Genomic DNA, 18,013 nt, shown 5'->3' on the forward strand with positions numbered 1-18,013 from the left:
AAAGTGAAGAGATGTCTTGATTTTATTTGTGGTTTGATACTATTTATTTTGTTTTTACCAGTCATGTTAACTTTAGCTCTTCTAATAAGAATCAAACTAGGAGCACCCATTCTATTTAAGCAGCAACGACCGGGATTGCATGGAAAACCATTTAATCTTTATAAGTTTCGGACAATGACCGATGCCAGAGATAGTATGGGGAATTTGTTTTCTGACCGTATTCGACTCACCCCGTTTGGAGCTACATTAAGAAGGTTCAGTCTTGATGAACTCCCACAATTAATAAATGTCATTATAGGGGACATAAGCTTAGTCGGCCCTAGACCCTTATTAATGGAATATTTACCCTTATATTCCGAAGAACAAGCAAAACGTCATATGGTCCGACCAGGGATTACTGGGTGGGCCCAAGTAAATGGACGTAACGCAATCAGCTGGGAAGATAAGTTTAAATTTGATGTTTGGTATGTGAACAATCGTTCCTTATGGTTAGACTTGAAAATCTTATTTATAACGATAAAAAAAGTGGTTAAAACTGAAGGGATTACCCAAAGAGGGGTAGCTACAGTAGAACCATTCAAGGGTACAAAATCAGTAGAAGGAGGTCATGGATGAAACTAGCGGTTGTTGGAACGGGAGGACATAGCAAGGTTATTCAAGATTTGGTTCGGTTAAATGAGGAAAGTCAAATTATCGCCTTCTTAGATGATAAATACACGAGTCTAACTTTTGAACATTCTGTTTACAATGGTCCAATCGATTCGGCTAAACAACTATTACACATTCATCCAGATCTAAAGTTCATTATAGCAATTGGAAGAAATGAGACTAGGAAAAGAATAGTCGAAAGATTAGGGTTCCAAGATGCTTTCTTTGCAACATTGATTCATCCAACAGCATGGATTAGTCCGAGTGTAACAATTGGTGTTGGAACAGTTGTCATGCCACAAGCCGTAATAAATGCAGATTCGTACATTGGTAATCATACGATCATTAATACAGGAGCAATTATTGAACATGATAACCAAATCTCTGATTTTGTTCATGTTTCTCCAAAAGCTACATTGACGGGTGGAGTGAAAGTGGGAGAGGGAGTACATATAGGGGCAGGAGCCTCAGTAATTCCCAGCTTAGAAATTGGGGAATGGTCAATCATCGGTGCTGGTGCCACTGTGATAAAGTCCATCCCTCCAACAAGTACAGCTGTTGGTGTCCCTGCAAGAGTAATAAAACTACAATTGATAGAGGGTGTCTAAATGATTTCTTCAGTTAAGAAAAGTCGAATTTTCCTATCGCCTCCTCATCTGTCAGGTAATGAAGCCAAGTATATGCAGGAGGCAATTGAAACAAATTGGATTGCTCCTTTAGGACCTAATGTGGATGCCTTTGAAAAAGAATTGGCCGATTACGTAGGAGTCAATGGAGCAGTTGCTGTTAGTTCAGGTACAGCTGCCATCCACTTGGCTCTTTCTTTATTAGAAGTAGGTAAAGGAGATACTGTATTTTGCTCCTCACTTACCTTTGTTGCAAGTGCGAATCCAATTCTTTATCTAGGAGCAGAGCCAGTGTTCATTGACTCAGAGCCGGATACGTGGAACATGTCTCCGAAGGCACTTGAGAGAGCATTAAGGGATGCGAAAATTCAGGGACGGTTACCTAAGGCAGTTATTGTTGTCAATCTTTATGGTCAAAGTGCCAAAATGGATGAGATAGTATCTCATTGTAATGAATATGAGGTACCCATTATTGAGGATGCAGCAGAATCGTTAGGAGCTACTTATAAAGGAATACCAAGTGGAACTCTTGGCAAATTCGGAGTTTACTCCTTTAATGGTAACAAAATTATCACAACATCTGGCGGAGGTATGCTGGTTTCCAATGATTTAGAAGCCTTAAACCGAGCACGATTCTTAGCAACGCAAGCCCGAGACTTTGCTCCACATTATCAACACAGCACGATGGGCTATAACTACCGAATGAGTAATGTTTTAGCGGGTATAGGCAGAGGGCAATTAGAAGTTTTAGATGAAAGAGTTCAGGCGAGGAGAAGTGTATTTTCTAAATATCAAGAAGAATTAGGGCATTTACCTGGTATTTATTTTATGCCTGAATTGAAGGATACCAAGTCCAACCGTTGGCTGACTGCTTTAACAATAGATGATAGAGAAGCAGGAGCTTCTGTAAAGGAAATCTTGGACTTAATGGCCAATGAGAATATAGAAGCTCGACCTGTATGGAAACCACTCCATTTACAGCCCTTATTTAGGGGGATGAAATATTATTCACATCAAGAAACCTATAGTGTGTCGGACCAGTTATTTGAATCCGGGATTTGCCTCCCTTCAGGTTCAAATCTAACAAATGAAGAACTGATTAGAATAGTCGATTGTATTAAATCCTTAAACCTTGGATGTGAAAAAGTACAACAATACGGATAAAACGGGGTAAAAATAATGATTGGAAAAAACATTTATGATATTCGAAAAAGAAGAGGCTTTACCTTAACAGAGCTTGCAGAACGAGCTGGAATAGCCAAATCATACCTTAGTAACATTGAAAGAAATTTAAATCAAAATCCCTCCATTAATGTAATTGAAAAGATTGCTTCTGTATTGGAAGTAGATTTAAAGGAATTACTAGGTTCGGGTGACGATAAAAATGAGCCTCAAATGGATAATGAGTGGGTGGAGTTTGTAAAAGAATTGAGAGATTCTGGAGTAGAAAAAGAGCAAATTCAAGAATATAAGATGCTCTTAGATTTTATAAAGTGGCAGAATACAAAACAAGGATAAGGATGTGTGGGATGAAAGCAGATACAACAACTATCCCAAAGGTTATCCACTATTGTTGGTTTGGCGGGAAAGAGAAGCCTGAAATCGTTAAAAAGTGCATCCAAAGTTGGAGGAAAATCCTAAACGATTATGAAATTGTTGAGTGGAATGAAACTAACTTTGACATTCATTCAAATAATTTTGTTCAAGAAGCTTATGAAGCTGGTAAATTTGCATTTGTAAGTGACTATGTAAGAGTATATGCACTCTATAACCAGGGTGGAATCTATTTAGACACAGATGTTGAAGTGTTTCAAACCTTTGACAAATTTCTTCACCATGAATCATTTTGGGGATTTGAGCAAGAGAATTATATTGCGACAAGTACGATTGGAGCGAGAAAAGAAAATAAACTAATTTTTCAATTCTTAGATTCATATAGAAGCAAAAGTTTTCTAAAGGAAGACGGTAGTTTTCATGAGCTAACAAATGTTGCGATCGTTACAAAAATTTTAGAAGACACTGGATTAAAAAGAGATGGAAGTTATCAAGAGATTGAAGGCATCGGAGCCTTTTATCCACAAACGTACTTTTCTCCATATGATTATATAAACATAAGGGAATTTGTTACTGAGAGTACTGTAGCTATGCACTACTTCTACAAGAGTTGGCTACCGCCCAGTGCTAGGATAAAAAGTAGTTTGAAAAAAGCTACTGCAAGAATTATCGGGGGATCAAATATTGCTAGATTAAGAAGCTTTATTACTAAATAATGTGGAAGGAGTATTCCTACCATGATCATAAAAATGGTAAAAGCACTAGTTACCGAAGCTAAATCAAGGGGATTAATTTTCACAATTTTAATGAACTTATCCAACATTTTTGCTTGTATAAGAGGTTCATTAAATGCTCTCTTATTTATAAGAAATATCCGATCAACTATATTTTTTCTTCAGGCAAATAGTCATATAGAAATATTTCATAAAAAAGCTAAAGTTCATATAGGTAAATTTGTCTTTATTAGAAAGAACACTAGTATTCGTGTTGATCATACTGGTGAACTTCTCATTAGTGACAAGGTTTTTATTAATAATAATTGCACGATAAATTGTGTAAATAAGATTACTATAGGCAGTCAAACCAAAATAGCACCTAATGTATGCATTAATGATCATGATCATAATTACAAAGATCCAAGCGAATCACATTTAATAAAAGGAACTGTTTCCATTGGAAAGAATGTGTGGATTGGAGCGAATGTAGTTATATTACGTGATACCACCATAGGGGACAACGCAGTTATAGCTGCTGGTAGTGTAGTAAAAGGTAATGTTCCAGCAAATTCATTATTTATTAATAAAAGAGAAAAAGAAGTAATACCGTTTGGCCATGGTCACATCCAAACAAAAGTAATGTGAGGAAAAATTATGAAGAAGAATATTTTAATATCAGTCTATGATATGGAAATTGGTGGAATTGAGAGAAGCTTGATTAATATGCTGGAAGCTTTTGATTACGAGCAGTATAACGTAGATTTGTTGGTATTTGAACATCGAGGAGATTTTATGAAATTAATCCCTGATCAAGTAAATCTTCTACCTCAAATTTATGCTTATACAGTCTTTAGAAAGCCAATAACTCAATGTTTGAATGAAGGTCATTATGCATCATCGATAGTCAGAATCGTTGCAAAGTATGCCGCAATACAAAAAGCAAAGGCAAGAAAGCTTGAGGAAGGATCTGGTTATATACAGATGCAACTGGTATCCAAATATTCATCCTTGTTAGTGCCAAAGCTCAAGAAAAATTATGATGTATCCATAAGTTATGCTTGGCCTCATGATCTAATTGCTGATCGAATTTCTGCAAAGAGAAAAATTGCTTGGATTCACACAGATTACAGTAAATTAGAGATTGATAATCAAATTGATTTAGAGATGTGGAATAAGTTTGATTATATTGCAGCTGTATCCGAGGAATGTTGCAATTCATTTTTACTAACTTATCCATCTTTAAAGAACAAGGTATTTATTCTTGAAAATATTACATCACCTGCTTTTATAACTAGTATGGCCAATGAAGCGGTAGCATTTAATAAGATGCCTGGAGAATCTTTTAGTGTGCTCTCAGTAGGAAGACTATCCTATGTAAAAGGATTTGATTTAGCAGTTAAAGCACTCCGTCTATTACATGACAAGGGTTTTACTAATATTAGATGGTATGTGGTAGGTTACGGAGGGTATGAACAAGAGTTGAAGAATCTGATTATAAGCTATCAACTGGAAGATAGCTTTATTTTATTAGGAAAACAAGCCAATCCTTATCCCTATATAAAAGCTTGTGACCTTTATGTCCAACCATCTCGTTATGAAGGGAAAGCAGTTACTGTTACTGAAGCAAAGATATTAAACAGGCCGATCATTATAACTAACTATCCTACTTCTGCAAGTCAAGTTACCCATGGAAAAGATGGAATCATTTGTGGAAGTAACCCTGAAGCAATAGCAGATGCAATAAAAGATCTATTTATTGATAGTGACCTTAGAAATCTCCTAGTTAAAAATACAAAGAAAGAAAATTACAGTAACAATGATGAGATTGAAAAACTATATGAAATAATTAAAAGTCAGTAAGGGGGGATTGGGATGGACGAAGTGAAGGTTAGTATCATTATTCCAGTTTATAATGCGGAAAAATACATTCAGGAATGCATCCAATCCCTAGTGAATCAGAAAATTAAGGAATGTGAATTCATTTTTATAGATGATGGCTCAACGGATAAAAGTCGAGAATTGATTGAATCTTATCAGAGAAATGATAAAAGAATTATTCTAGTCAGCCAAAAAAATCAGGGAGTAAGTGTTGCTAGAAATACAGGCTTACAATTAGCAAGTGGTGAGTATATCGGTTTTGTTGATGCTGATGACTACGTTAGGGAGGATATGTTCAAAGTACTGTATGAAGCTGCTAAACAAGATGATTTTGATGTGATCATATGCAATTTTGAAAGTGAAATGAATGGTCAAATTTATAAAACAACGTATCCATTTCCTTTAAATCAAAGGTTGGTAGGCGATTACATAGAAAATGAAATATTGCCTTACTTGTTAAAGGTGGATAACTTAAACAGTGTTGTAAATAAGATATATAAAAATAAAATATTAAAAGATAAGAGGCTTAAATTTCCTATAGGCATTGCGTTAGGAGAAGATGGCCTTTTTAATCTTTATTTTTTTAATTATACAAAAGCTGCAAAGTATATTGACTACACTGGTTATTATTACAGAGAAGTAAAAGGTAGTGCTACAAGAAATATCGCCAACAAAGATTATTTTAAAAGAGCGTTAGATGTATACAATATGAAATTTCCTACCATAATCACTGAGAAGATACCACTTAAAAAAATACAAATACTTAAATCAACTAAGTTTATTAACAGTGTAATTTCATATATACATCTATACCTGCAACCATCAAAGGAAGTTAGCTTTAACAAAAGATACCAATACGTAAAAAATATGATTCACAACCAAGATGTAAGAGAGGCTTTAAAGGTATATTACCTAGATACTGAAAGTGATTTAGGGAGATATGAGAGATTTATTGTAAAAATGATACATAAAAGATCAGTAACTGCACTTTATTTTGCGACAGCATACAGCAGATTTAGAAACAGATAGAAAGGTGGATTTTATTATGAATATTTTAATGTTTGCCCATGGTGGAAGTTTAAATAGAGGTTGTGAAGCAATTGTTCGTTCTACTGCAACGATTATTAAGAACAAGATCGATAATTCGAGGGTTTACTTAGCATCAGGCAAACCAGAAACAGATAAATTTATTGAGAAAATAGATGGAGTATTTGATGGATCAACCCGAACTATAAAGAAGTACTCAAAAGATTGGATTATCTCAATGCTTAATGTTAAGTTGTTCAAAGACGACACATATGCCATAAGTAGGTATGAAGAAAACACAATTAAGCATATGAAAAATATGGATGTTCTTTTATCTGTTGGTGGAGATAACTATTGTTATGGAGACCAACCAGCACTTTATGTTATTGATAAGAAAGCAAAAGAGCAGGGGAAGAAGTTAGTTCTATGGGGATGTTCAATAGGAGAAGAAGATATTACAGAACATACACTTAAAGATTTAAAATTATTTGATCTTATTTTGGCACGGGAAACGCTAACCTACAACATGCTAAAAGGTAAAGGACTAACCAATGTAGAGCTTTGTGCGGACTCAGCCTTTACTATGGAGAAGGAAGAATTAGATTTGCCTAATGGATGGCAACAAGGAAACACAGTAGGCTTAAATTTCAGTCCACTAGTACTAAGTAGAAATCCAAAATCAGAACAATCAGTTAGAGATCTTATCCGTCACATAATAGATGTTACAGACATGACTATCGCTCTTACTCCTCACGTAATTATTGATGGTAATAATGATTATGAGGTACTTCAAAAGTTTTACGAAGAATTTAAAGATACAGGAAGAGTCATTCTCTTACCTAACAATCTAAATGCCATTCAATATAAAGGGTATATTGCAAGAATGAGATTCTTTATTGGAGCAAGAACTCATGCGACAATCGCGGCATATTCGAATTATATACCAACAATGGTACTTGGTTATAGCGTGAAATCAAAGGGAATAGCCAAGGATTTATTTGGTGAAGAGAAACTGGTATTAAATATAAATGAAATTTCCAATAGCGATCTATTAAAAACATATTTTGATGAAATGGTTAATGAAGAGGAAGAAATAATAAATAAATTAAATGAATCGATTCCTCAAATTAAAGAAATGTCATATAAAGCAGCGGATCATTTACAAAAGCTAGTCAAATAGGATGAGGGGTTGTATGAAAAAAAATATATTATTTATCATCCCAAGCTTATCTGCTGGTGGTGGTGAAAAAAGTTTAATCAATTTACTATCTCAAATTAACTATGAACAATTTAATGTAGATTTGTTCCTTCTGAACCATGAAGGAATTTTTATGGACTATCTTCCATCTCAAGTAAAGATTCTTTCTCTACCTGAGAACTATAAAATGTTTTCAAAACCATTAATAGATTCTATCAAGGACTTAATAAATGCAGGAAAACCAATTTTAGCTTTAAATCGTATATTGTTTAGTCTAGAGATAAGAAGAACAAAGGATATATCCAAAAGAGAGCAATATACTTGGAAGTATTTAAGTAAATCACTAGACTCCTTAGAAAAAACATATGACGTTGCTATCGGATTCTTGGAAAAAACGTCTACCTACTATTGCGTGGATAAAGTGAAGGCTCAACGAAAAATAGGCTGGGTACATATTGATTATGACAAATTGGGAATGGATCCAGTTTTCGACTCACCTTATTTTGATGCACTCTCATCAATAGTGACTGTTTCTGAGGAGTGTGCAAATATATTTGTTAAGAGATTCCCAACACAAGAAAATAAAGTGAAAGTTATCTACAATGTAGTTTCTCCATCCACCATTCATGAAATGGCTAACCAAACCATTGAGAGTGAATTTGAGAAAAAAGAAAGCGAATTTAACTTACTAACAATTGGTAGACTACATTATCAAAAGGGTTTGGAAATGGCAATTGATGCTTGTGAGTTACTAGTGGAAAATGGATTTAACATAAAATGGTATGTAATAGGAGAAGGAGATGAACGTGAAAAATTAACAAGACTCATAGAGAAAAAGGGTCTTAAAAATCATTTTTTCCTATTAGGTCTAAAAGCAAATCCTTACCCATACTTAAAACAAGCAGATATTTATGTCCAGCCTTCCAGATTTGAAGGAAAGTCAATTGCTCTTGATGAAGCCAAAATACTACAAAAGCCAATTGTTATAACAGACTTTAGTACAGCGAAAGATCAGATAACTCACGGAGTAGACGGTATGATTGTAAATATGGACGGCCAATCTGTAGCTGATGGAATAGAGAAACTGATAATAAATGGAGAACATAGAGAAACATTGAGTGATAACCTAAAAAAGCTAAAACTAGGAACGGAAAAGGAAGTTGAAAAGCTCTATCAAATTTTTTAGGGGTTGAAAAAGTGAAAAAAAACTTGTTATTTATTTTGAATAAGTTAGTTTGTGGGGGAGCTGAAAAATCACTTATATCTTTATTGGAAACAATTGATTATACTTCCTACAATGTAGATTTATTTTTATTTAAGCATGAGGGTACTTTTTTGAAGAAGCTACCAAATGAAGTTAATTTACTACCAGAACCAAAAAACTATAAATATATAGACCTTCCTCTAAAAAATTCTTTGTTTGAGCTAGTAAGTAAAAAAGATTATAAACTAGTTATGAATAGAGGTGTTTTGGGATTTTTGGCAAAAACGGAAAAGAATGGTGCGAAAGTAGAACAGAAATTTTGGAAATACTTAGCTTCATCTTTAAGCCACTTACCCAAGGAATATGATGTTGCTATTGGTTTTCAAGAAAAAAGTCCGATTTATTACTTAGTAGATAGAGTAAAAGCTAAGAAGAAAATTGGCTGGATTCATACTGATTTAAATAAATTAAATATAAATGTGAAGAAAGAAAACTTTTACTTAAGTCAGCTAGATCACATAGTTACTGTTTCGGAAGACCTAGTAAATAAATTAAAAGATATGTTTCCGAATAATGAAAATAAGATAGAGTGTATACATAATATTATTTCTACAAATATAATAAATAATTTATCTATAGAACCAGTCGAAGATATGATTTCTGAGGAAGCTGTAAATTTGATTTCTGTTGGAAGGTTAGCAAAAGAAAAGGGTTTGGAACTAACTTTAAATGCTTTGGAAATATTAATACGTAAAGGTTACAAAATCAAATGGTATCTAATAGGTGAGGGAGATCAACAAAACTTGCTAGAAGAAGCTATAAAGGAAAAGGGACTGAATAATCATGTTGAATTTTTAGGATTAAAAGAAAACCCTTATCCTTATATAAAAAAAGCAGATATTTTTGTCCAGACCTCAAGGTACGAAGGTAAATCTATATCTATTGAGGAAGCGAAAGTTTTAGGAAAACCTATAGTTATAACTAACTTTGAAACAGCAACTAACCATGTTATCCATGGAAAGACAGGGCTTATATCTGAAATGAACGAAGATGAAATTGCTATAAATATACAATCTTTAATAGATAATAAGGCACTAAGAACTCAGTTAAGTCAGAATTTGATTATGGAATGTCATGGTACTGAAGATGAAGTAAATAAATTTTATAGTTTATTAGAAGATAAAGTAACTATAAATTTGTAATGGCATTCTACCTTTAGGGGTAGTTTTTTTATTTTAATAATCTTAAAGGCAGCTGATCAATTTGTTTACTAGGGTAAAGAACTTTATTCAAATGAAAATGGGGGAAATGTCAAATGAAGAGCTGACTATTAAAGCTTGTCTTGGTCTAGGTATGAAGATAGGAGAGACCTGTTTGATTGACGGAGCACATTGTTGGTTAATAGAAATAGGTAATAATGTACATTTTCCACAAGCATATTTACTTGCACATGACGCCAGTACAAAACGTTATTAGAATTAGACCAAAATAGCTAAGGAAAAATTGAAGACAATGCATTTATAGGTGCAAGAGCTTTAATTATGCCTGGTGTATAGGTAAAAATGCTATCGTTGCTGCTGGAAGTGTGGTAACAAAGTCGGTACCGGAAAACACAATTGTAGGCGGCAACCCAGCAAGGGTATTGGCCAAACAGATGAATATATTAATCGACATAAGTAGAATATGGAGAGATCAAGAGTCTATGATTTTAGATGGACTGTTGGTGGAAATATTACACCTGCTATGTGTGACCAAATGGCAGAGGAGTTAGAAAATACAGTAGGTTATGTTAAATAATTTATTTATTGCTAGAAAGGAATTATAAGATAGTGATTATACACTTGGGATTGTACTTATTTGTAACTATGATTCTTTTAGTCCTTTGTATAGACTTGGTCCCACTTTTAAGAGATTGGATAGGAAGAATTAAAATAGGAAGATTTAAAGATATGGATTCATGGACAAATGACATAAGTAACATAGCAGAGAAGTGGATACTAAAAACACCAAAAATAAAGGTAACTGATAATTCAAGATTGATCATACTGGATATCATTAAGGGGAATTATACAAAAGCAGCAATTCAGCATTGGCAACAAGCATCTCTACTTCTAGCATTAAATGAATATTCTAAGACTAGAGATGATATATCATTTCAGAAGTCAATTGTAAGTTATCTAAATAGAACTTTTGATTCAAATGGGCAATGGATAGAAAAGCCGAAACATATTGATGTAGCGATCCTTGCATATGCTGTAATGAAATTGGAATTTATTGATATAAATATGTATAAGCATGCTCTAGATACAGTATGGTCCCTCATTAAAGAGCATAAGGGTGAGGACGGAACTATATTTTATAGGCATTCAACAAAAAAATATCGCTATGTTGATACTATTGGGTTTATTTGCCCTTTTCTAGTGAGTTATGGACTAAGGTATGGAAAAGAAGAATGTTTAGAACTTGCAATGACCCAAATAAGAAACTATGAACTGTATGGTATGCATAAAGAATATTCTATTCCTGTCCATGCATATGATTATAAAAATAAAACACCATTAGGCCTTTATGGTTGGGGAAGAGGTCTAGGGTGGTATGCCATAGGATTAATGGATTCATGGAAGCAACTACCTGTAGGAAATAAGTATAAAAATGAACTTGAGCAGATTGTAATTAAATTTGCAAAAGCAGCAATTAGTTTTCAACAAGATGATGGTAGCTGGGGATGGACGGTAACAAGAAGTGAAACACTAAAAGACTCATCTACCACCGCTATTCTAGGATGGTTTTTGGTGAATGCTGGAGAAATACCAGAAATTACAGAAGAGTGTTTTATAAATTCTGATAAATCTTTAAACTATCTTATGCGGGTAACTAGAAGAAATGGTGCGGTTGATTTTTCGCAAGGTGATACAAAAGATATCGGTGTTTACTCTAATGAATTTAATATCTTACCCTTCACTCAGGGGTTTTGTATTAGGTTAGTGAACAGTTTTATGAAGATGAATGAAGCCAAAACTGAGAAATCAAAGGTAAGTTAAATAAGGACGTGAAATATGAAAATTACTGTTTTTACTCCAACCTATAACCGGGCTTATATAATAGAAAAATTGTATATATCACTGCAACGACAATCATTTACTGATTTTGAATGGTTAGTAATTGATGACGGATCCGAGGACAACACAGAGCAAATGTTTAAAATGTGGTTAAAAGATAATAACAATTTTACAATAAGGTATTTAAAAATTAAAAATGGGGGTAAGCATCGGGCTATAAATAAAGCAACTGACCTAGCAAAAGGTGAGTTGTTTTTTATTGTAGATTCTGATGACTATCTGGTAGAGGATGCCCTAGAAACAGTGGTTAAATGGGAGTTGGATTTACAGAATAAAGAAATGTATTGTGGGCTTTCTGGGAATAGGGGTAAATCAAAATCAAAGTTTATAGGTACAACTTTTGCTGGTGAATACATTGATGCTACATCCCTTGAAAGAAATCAATATAACATCACAGGCGATAAGGCAGAGGTATTTTATACAGAAATTCTTCGAAAGTATAAATTTGATGAAATAGATGGAGAAACATTTATTACAGAAGCTACTGTTTGGGATAGAATGGCTAATGATGGATACAAAATTAGGTGGTTTAACCAGGTAATTTACATATGTGACTACCTTGAGGATGGGTTAACACAAAACATGGAAAGTATTTTTTCAAGAAATCCAATAGGAACAGCCATCTACTTCAAGCAACAGATTACTTTTCGTAAGTATAATTTAAAAGCAAAGTTAGCTAATTACAATTTGTACTATAACTTTGTAAAAAGCACTACCGGAATAAATGAAGCTGCTAAAAATTTGGAGATAAACAAGTTAACCCTACTGACAGCAATAATGGTGTTCCAGTCAAAGAATAGATTATTTGGAATGAGCAAATAAAGAGTTTAAGAAGTGAATAACGGTAGAAAATGGGGATTTTATGAGAGTAAAAAATTCTATGATTAATATTGGAGCCGGTTTAGCTAATCAGATGATCATAACCATACTAAGCTTTGTTTCTAGAACAGTATTTATTAGTACGTTAGGAATAGAGTATTTAGGTATCAATGGATTGTTTACCAATATACTAGCGATGTTAACACTAGCAGAAGCTGGATTAGGGGCTAGTATTATGTATAGCCTTTATAAGCCTTTAGCTGAGAGTGATCATTATAGAGTAAATATTTTAATGAAGTTTTATAAAAATGCATATTTGGTCATTGCGGCAATTGTTTTGGTATCAGGCTTAGCTATTATGCCTTTTTTAGATATGTTTATTAAGGATACTAATATTAATAATGTTCATTCGATCTATCTGATTTTTCTTCTAAATACGGTTGCACCTTATTTTTATGTACATAAAAGCTCATTCTTAAATGTTAGTCAAAAAGGATATATTGTTACGGGGATTTATTCTATTTCGTCCATACTATCTGTTTGCTTGAAAATAGCAATACTTCATTTCACACAAGATTATATTTTGTACCTGGTCATTGATAGTGTAATTACTATCTCGAACTCAATTATATTAGCTATAATTGTCAATAAAATGTATCCATTTTTAAGAGATAAAGTTAAAGGTAAAATTGATAGCTCTACTAAGAAGGACATTACCAAAAATGTAAAGGCACTTATTCTCCAGAACATAGGTAATTACTTAATTTTTGGTACTGATAACATCATAATTTCTTCTTTTGTTAGTGTTGCTGCTGTAGGAATTTACTCTAACTACAATATGCTAATTGAAATCTGTAGAACATTTATTAATCAGATATTTAATAATATCTACCACAGTGTAGGAAATTTGGTTGCAAAAGAAAATATAGAAAAGGTTTATAGCATTTATAAAACATATAGGCTTCTAAACTTTTGGTTATACTCCATCTTTACAATATTTTTGGCCATTATGCTCGAACCTTTTATCAGTTTGTGGCTAGGAAAAGACTTTTTATTTGAAGGAAATTTAATCTATGTATTGATGCTCATTTTTTTTGAAAGAGGTATGAGGAATTCAATCACAACCTTAAAAACTACATCCGGTATCTTCCATGAAGATCGCTACGCTCCTCTTTGCCAAGCAGTAATTAATTTAGTAGTTTCCATAACACTTGTCCAGAAAATAGGTATTACTGGTGTGTTTATAGGTACATTAGTGAGTGCGCTAGCAGTTCCTTTTTGGTTAACACCCTACTTAGTGTATAAAAAAGTCTTCTCTAAACCAATTAGTTCATATATTAGAAGTTACACAGTATACTTAGTAACTGGGTTTGTAGTCTACTTAATTACTAAAAATACAGGAGACTTGATTAATGCACATGATATTAAAACTCTAATATTAAAAGCAGTAATTAGTTTAACCATTCCAAACATAATATATATTTTGATTTATCATAAGACTGAAGAATTTAAATACTTATATGGTATTGCTAAAGGTTTATTTCAGAAGACTTTTAAACTAATTAGTTTGAAAAAACAAATTAAAAATGTAGGTTAAACATTAACAAAAAAGTAGCCTATACTTAGAATGGCTACTTTTTTTATAAGTTAATTAACAAAAATATTACCTATTTCATGAACTTTATACTCTGCACTAGCACCATGTAAAGTACTTGTAGTATAAGGTGGTACCCTTTTTAAAATATTCCTTGCAAAGATAGAATCGCCCTGAGTAGAAAGACTTGGACTAGCTACACTTGGTTTTTCGTTAAATAAATTATTAAAAATTCTCCAGTTCTGAGTTCTTCCCCAAACAATTAAGGCGGAGCGACTAAAGGTATTTTCAAATGCTGCAAGGCTAGCACCGGCACTCATGATTACTCCGATTGGTGAATTAAACGTATTGTTCTTCAACACATCTCCTACCATATGCTCCCAGCCGTCCTCCCAGTCAATATCGCAACCAGGCATTCTTCCTTTGTTATTGGAAAACGTATTCCCCTCTATCCACCATCCCTGACCGCCACATAAGGCAAGGCCTGTACTAAAGTTATTTTCAAGCGTACAGTTCTTAATAAAACAATCTCTCGGCATTCCAACCGTTCGGATAAAAGCAACTGCTCCACCAAAGTCAGCGTCGCCAGTAGTTGGCGGAGATTCTTGATAAATAACAATTTTAGCATATCGAGCGTTAACTGGTTTTGGATAATTATAATATTGTAGGTTGTACATTTGTGAGCTAATATGCTGATAGTTTGAATCGTAAAAATGGATAGAGTAAAGTCGTGATCGTAAGTGAGGATATCCATGGTACCCCTGGGTATAACCTAATAAATAGTATTCTCCTAGTCCCGAAATATCCATAAATTGATTATACCGGTAGTAATTCTTTGTAATACTATTATCATTTTGTCCTTGGTCATTAATATTGCCTGCTTCAAAATTAAATCTACTGACAGAAATACTCTTTGTCGCTTTACCCATATTCATATTCTGCCTTGTACCTGTAATTACATTAAATCCTGGTGATTTACTAAACGTACATTGTTCAATTCCCGAATTCACACAGTCCTCAATTAATAGACTTATACAGCCTTCAACAGAAGTATTAACAGTTGTAGAATCCGCTTCTCCAAAAACATGAGCTCTTATAAGCTTTGTATTAACAACATTATTCATTAAAAACATTCTGTACCCAGTAGCGGTTAGTGAGCTAGGTTCAATATTTATTACCGAATCACTGAAATCTACAGTCAAATTGGTAGGGAGGTGAATCGTTCTCGCTGTCGGTGTAATTAGATAGCTCCCCTTTGGAAAGACTATTTTTTTATAATTGTTAGCTGAAGCATAATCCAAGGCTTTTTGAATCCCGTTTGTAGTATCTACAGAATTAGTGTTAGTTGAACTGATTTGGTATGATGCTAATGGAACAAGATAAGTATCTTGGGGTGTGATTGTTTCAACACTTGGTTTAGTAACTGTTAAATCAAAGCTTTTAGAGTGAGTTTTAGTTGCGTCATAAGCAGTTAGTGTCGCTTGTCCCTCAGCAATCCCCTTAACCACCCCGTATTGAACACTTGCTATATTAGGGTTAGAACTTTCCCAATAGACGATATTTTCATTAAACACATCATATGGTAACTTGCTTGATAAAGCTGTAGCCATAACAACAAAATGTTCTCCTACTTCAATGGAGTCTGTTTTTCTATTTATAGACATTCCATCAATAATTCTAGAGGAAGAAGGGGGATTACTTACTTCTCCCCCAACCTTAACCTTCACATATTCAGTAAAGGGTTGATTATTGTATTGAGCAGTGATTGATATATTCGTCTCGCCATCAGTGACCCCAGTTAGTACCCCATTTTCATCTACAGTAACAAAACCTTGGTTTCCACTTTGAAAGGTGATATCTAATTGGTCTGTATATTGATCAGGTAATGCTTGAACCGATAAAATTTGACTTTCTCCTGGTGAAAGATTAACTTCCTTTGGTTGAACTTGTAATCCTACTAAGGGTGTGCTAGCTGAGAAAAAATTATGGTTTCTTCTGACTTCGTCATCTGTTATTGCCCGGTTATAAATAATAAAAGAAGCTAGTTTCTCAGATTGGGTGTTAAGTGCAACAAAATCTCTTCTTATATGAAGAGGAGAAGTTGCAATATTATTCACAAATGAGGCAAAATCAGTTGGTATTGGTAGAGAACCATTATCGTTAATCGCATTGTTTATGAATATATTGACAGTTCTATCAAAGTTAATTCTGAATGTAAAAGTATTAATGGCATTAGACCCAATTGGATTTAACCAATCTGAGTAACTCTGACGAAGACCTTGTTCATCCCTAAACCAAAAGGAATCATAGGCTATACTTCCTGTACTACCATCTCGTTTATTGTATCTAAGTGAGGCTAAGGAGCGATATGAAGTAAACCTTCCATCCTCAGTCTTCCAATGAGAACCATTCGTATCATAACTAACCATTTGAATGGTTATACCTTTATTAAAATCAATTAGGTTGTTCAATGGACTAGTATTGGTAGGGATACTAACGTAGTCTTGTTTTTGTAACAAAAGTCCACGATTATCCACATACCCATCCGTTGAACCATCATGTGAAACTCCAACAACGGTAGCTACCACATTATTTACCTTATCAGTAAGGGTATTTGAAGATGTGCCCGCTTTCCCAGTAAAGTCATAATGCAAGACAAGACCTTCTTGAATTGGACCACTAGAAACCTTTGTATAAGTTATAGTTTGGATACTACTTGAATTTCCTGCGGAATCAATTGCGAATGCTTTAATGGTTGTAGTGTCTTCTATTGTAATTGGCTCAGTATATCTAAGGCTTGATGAAGTTGGAGTGGTTCCGTCAGTGCTATAATATATAGAAGAAGTCTCATTCGTATTCATAGTGACGGTTTGTTGACCATCAAATGTACTCGCTGGAGTTATATTTAATATTGGTGCTTCAGTATCTGTAGGCGGATCACTATCAGGATCAATTAAGCCAGATACAGTTGCTTCGAATGGAACAGTTGAGGTAATAGTAACGGTACGGAATGGTGCAAATCTCCCCTTAAAGTGTTGCTTTGGTTTTACAGGAATGGTCATTCCGTTTATAGTAAATGTTAGGCTATTTGTTTCGTGATTATTTGTTATTGTAAATCCTATCATATCTTCATTGTATGATTTTTGTGTATTCGCACTTCCTTGAAAGTAATCTTTTATAACTAATATCACTTCTTTCTCCTCCATTTCTCATTCTTCTAACATCTTATGGAATGATTTATGTCATTGTTTGGACAACTTCCTAAGATTAATCAAAAAAGGCTTTTAGAGTAAATCTGTAGTTTTTTAGGTTTTTATTGTTCTTGATAATGAACGATGGTATATTGTATATAGAAAATAGGATGACTAAAATGATTAGGTAGGGGAAATGTATAGATGAATACAAAGGTCTCAATGTTCGGAATGGCAAAACAGTTGGTAAGGGCACAACAGTCTTCCCAAAGTAAGATTGTTAGATTAGGAGCTACTATCCTCTCGTCTATATGGAAAGTAGTCCAAATTTTAAAGCGTGTATGCTTTGAAAAAGACTATCGATATCTCCTGTTCTTGCATCTTTTAAATCGAAAAATACCCATCAAACTACTCCTCTTACCTTTATGAATCGGTATCCT

Annotated in this window: 15 protein-coding genes and 1 pseudogene; 15 read left to right on the top strand and 1 reads right to left on the bottom strand. The window is 33.7% G+C overall.

Annotation, left to right across the window (positions count from 1 at the left end; all coding sequences use genetic code 11):
• The first annotated feature begins 3 nt into the window (after positions 1-3).
• The 15 genes and pseudogenes from BKO01S_RS16030 (at position 4) to BKO01S_RS16100 (ending at position 14,385) form a co-directional block, all read left to right on the top strand.
• On the top strand, positions 4-615 hold the full coding sequence (locus tag BKO01S_RS16030; protein WP_066056255.1) for a sugar transferase: 612 nt from the start codon (positions 4-6) through the stop codon (positions 613-615).
• Positions 612-1,256 carry an acetyltransferase gene (locus BKO01S_RS16035; protein WP_066056262.1) on the top strand — a complete coding sequence of 215 codons (645 nt, stop codon included), beginning with the start codon at positions 612-614 and terminating at the stop codon, positions 1,254-1,256. Before BKO01S_RS16030 ends, BKO01S_RS16035 begins: the two co-directional genes overlap by 4 nt.
• Positions 1,257-2,438, top strand: a complete 1,182-nt coding sequence (locus BKO01S_RS16040; protein WP_066056266.1) for a DegT/DnrJ/EryC1/StrS family aminotransferase — start codon at positions 1,257-1,259, stop codon at positions 2,436-2,438.
• A 15-nt stretch (positions 2,439-2,453) separates the two neighbouring features.
• Complete coding sequence (locus tag BKO01S_RS16045; protein WP_066056268.1) at positions 2,454-2,792, top strand: XRE family transcriptional regulator; 339 nt, start codon at positions 2,454-2,456, stop codon at positions 2,790-2,792.
• 11 nt (positions 2,793-2,803) lie between these two features.
• Complete coding sequence (locus BKO01S_RS16050; RefSeq protein WP_066056271.1) at positions 2,804-3,544, top strand: glycosyltransferase family 32 protein; 741 nt, start codon at positions 2,804-2,806, stop codon at positions 3,542-3,544.
• A 21-nt stretch (positions 3,545-3,565) separates the two neighbouring features.
• Positions 3,566-4,189, top strand: a complete 624-nt coding sequence (locus BKO01S_RS16055) for an acyltransferase (RefSeq protein ID WP_232311256.1) — start codon at positions 3,566-3,568, stop codon at positions 4,187-4,189.
• Positions 4,190-4,198: 9 nt separating this feature from the next.
• The gene (locus BKO01S_RS16060) at positions 4,199-5,404 is read left to right on the top strand and encodes a glycosyltransferase (RefSeq protein WP_066056274.1); all 1,206 of its coding nucleotides are present in this window, start codon (positions 4,199-4,201) and stop codon (positions 5,402-5,404) included.
• Between the two features lie 12 nt (positions 5,405-5,416).
• Positions 5,417-6,451, top strand: a complete 1,035-nt coding sequence (locus BKO01S_RS16065) for a glycosyltransferase (protein ID WP_066056277.1) — start codon at positions 5,417-5,419, stop codon at positions 6,449-6,451.
• Between the two features lie 16 nt (positions 6,452-6,467).
• Complete coding sequence (locus BKO01S_RS16070; protein ID WP_066056281.1) at positions 6,468-7,628, top strand: polysaccharide pyruvyl transferase family protein; 1,161 nt, start codon at positions 6,468-6,470, stop codon at positions 7,626-7,628.
• A gap of 13 nt (positions 7,629-7,641) precedes the next feature.
• A complete protein-coding gene (locus BKO01S_RS16075; RefSeq protein WP_066056284.1) occupies positions 7,642-8,832 on the top strand; it encodes a glycosyltransferase in 1,191 nt (396 codons plus the stop codon).
• A gap of 11 nt (positions 8,833-8,843) precedes the next feature.
• Positions 8,844-10,052 carry a glycosyltransferase gene (locus tag BKO01S_RS16080; protein WP_066056286.1) on the top strand — a complete coding sequence of 403 codons (1,209 nt, stop codon included), beginning with the start codon at positions 8,844-8,846 and terminating at the stop codon, positions 10,050-10,052.
• 350 nt (positions 10,053-10,402) lie between these two features.
• Positions 10,403-10,504: pseudogene (locus BKO01S_RS25280) on the top strand (acyltransferase); the annotation flags it as partial.
• 175 nt (positions 10,505-10,679) lie between these two features.
• Complete coding sequence (locus BKO01S_RS16090) at positions 10,680-11,891, top strand: glycoside hydrolase family 88 protein (protein WP_066056291.1); 1,212 nt, start codon at positions 10,680-10,682, stop codon at positions 11,889-11,891.
• A 15-nt stretch (positions 11,892-11,906) separates the two neighbouring features.
• Positions 11,907-12,791 carry a glycosyltransferase family 2 protein gene (locus tag BKO01S_RS16095; RefSeq protein WP_066056294.1) on the top strand — a complete coding sequence of 295 codons (885 nt, stop codon included), beginning with the start codon at positions 11,907-11,909 and terminating at the stop codon, positions 12,789-12,791.
• 40 nt (positions 12,792-12,831) lie between these two features.
• The gene (locus BKO01S_RS16100) at positions 12,832-14,385 is read left to right on the top strand and encodes a lipopolysaccharide biosynthesis protein (RefSeq protein ID WP_066056297.1); all 1,554 of its coding nucleotides are present in this window, start codon (positions 12,832-12,834) and stop codon (positions 14,383-14,385) included.
• 50 nt (positions 14,386-14,435) lie between these two features.
• Here BKO01S_RS16100 and BKO01S_RS16105 read toward each other — a convergent pair whose 3' ends face one another.
• The gene (locus tag BKO01S_RS16105; protein ID WP_198158831.1) at positions 14,436-17,573 is read right to left on the bottom strand and encodes a chitobiase/beta-hexosaminidase C-terminal domain-containing protein; all 3,138 of its coding nucleotides are present in this window, start codon (positions 17,571-17,573) and stop codon (positions 14,436-14,438) included.
• Positions 17,574-18,013: the final 440 nt, after the last annotated feature.

Source organism: Robertmurraya korlensis NBRC 107688 (assembly GCF_001591645.1).
Lineage (GTDB): Bacteria > Bacillota > Bacilli > Bacillales > Cytobacillaceae > Robertmurraya_A.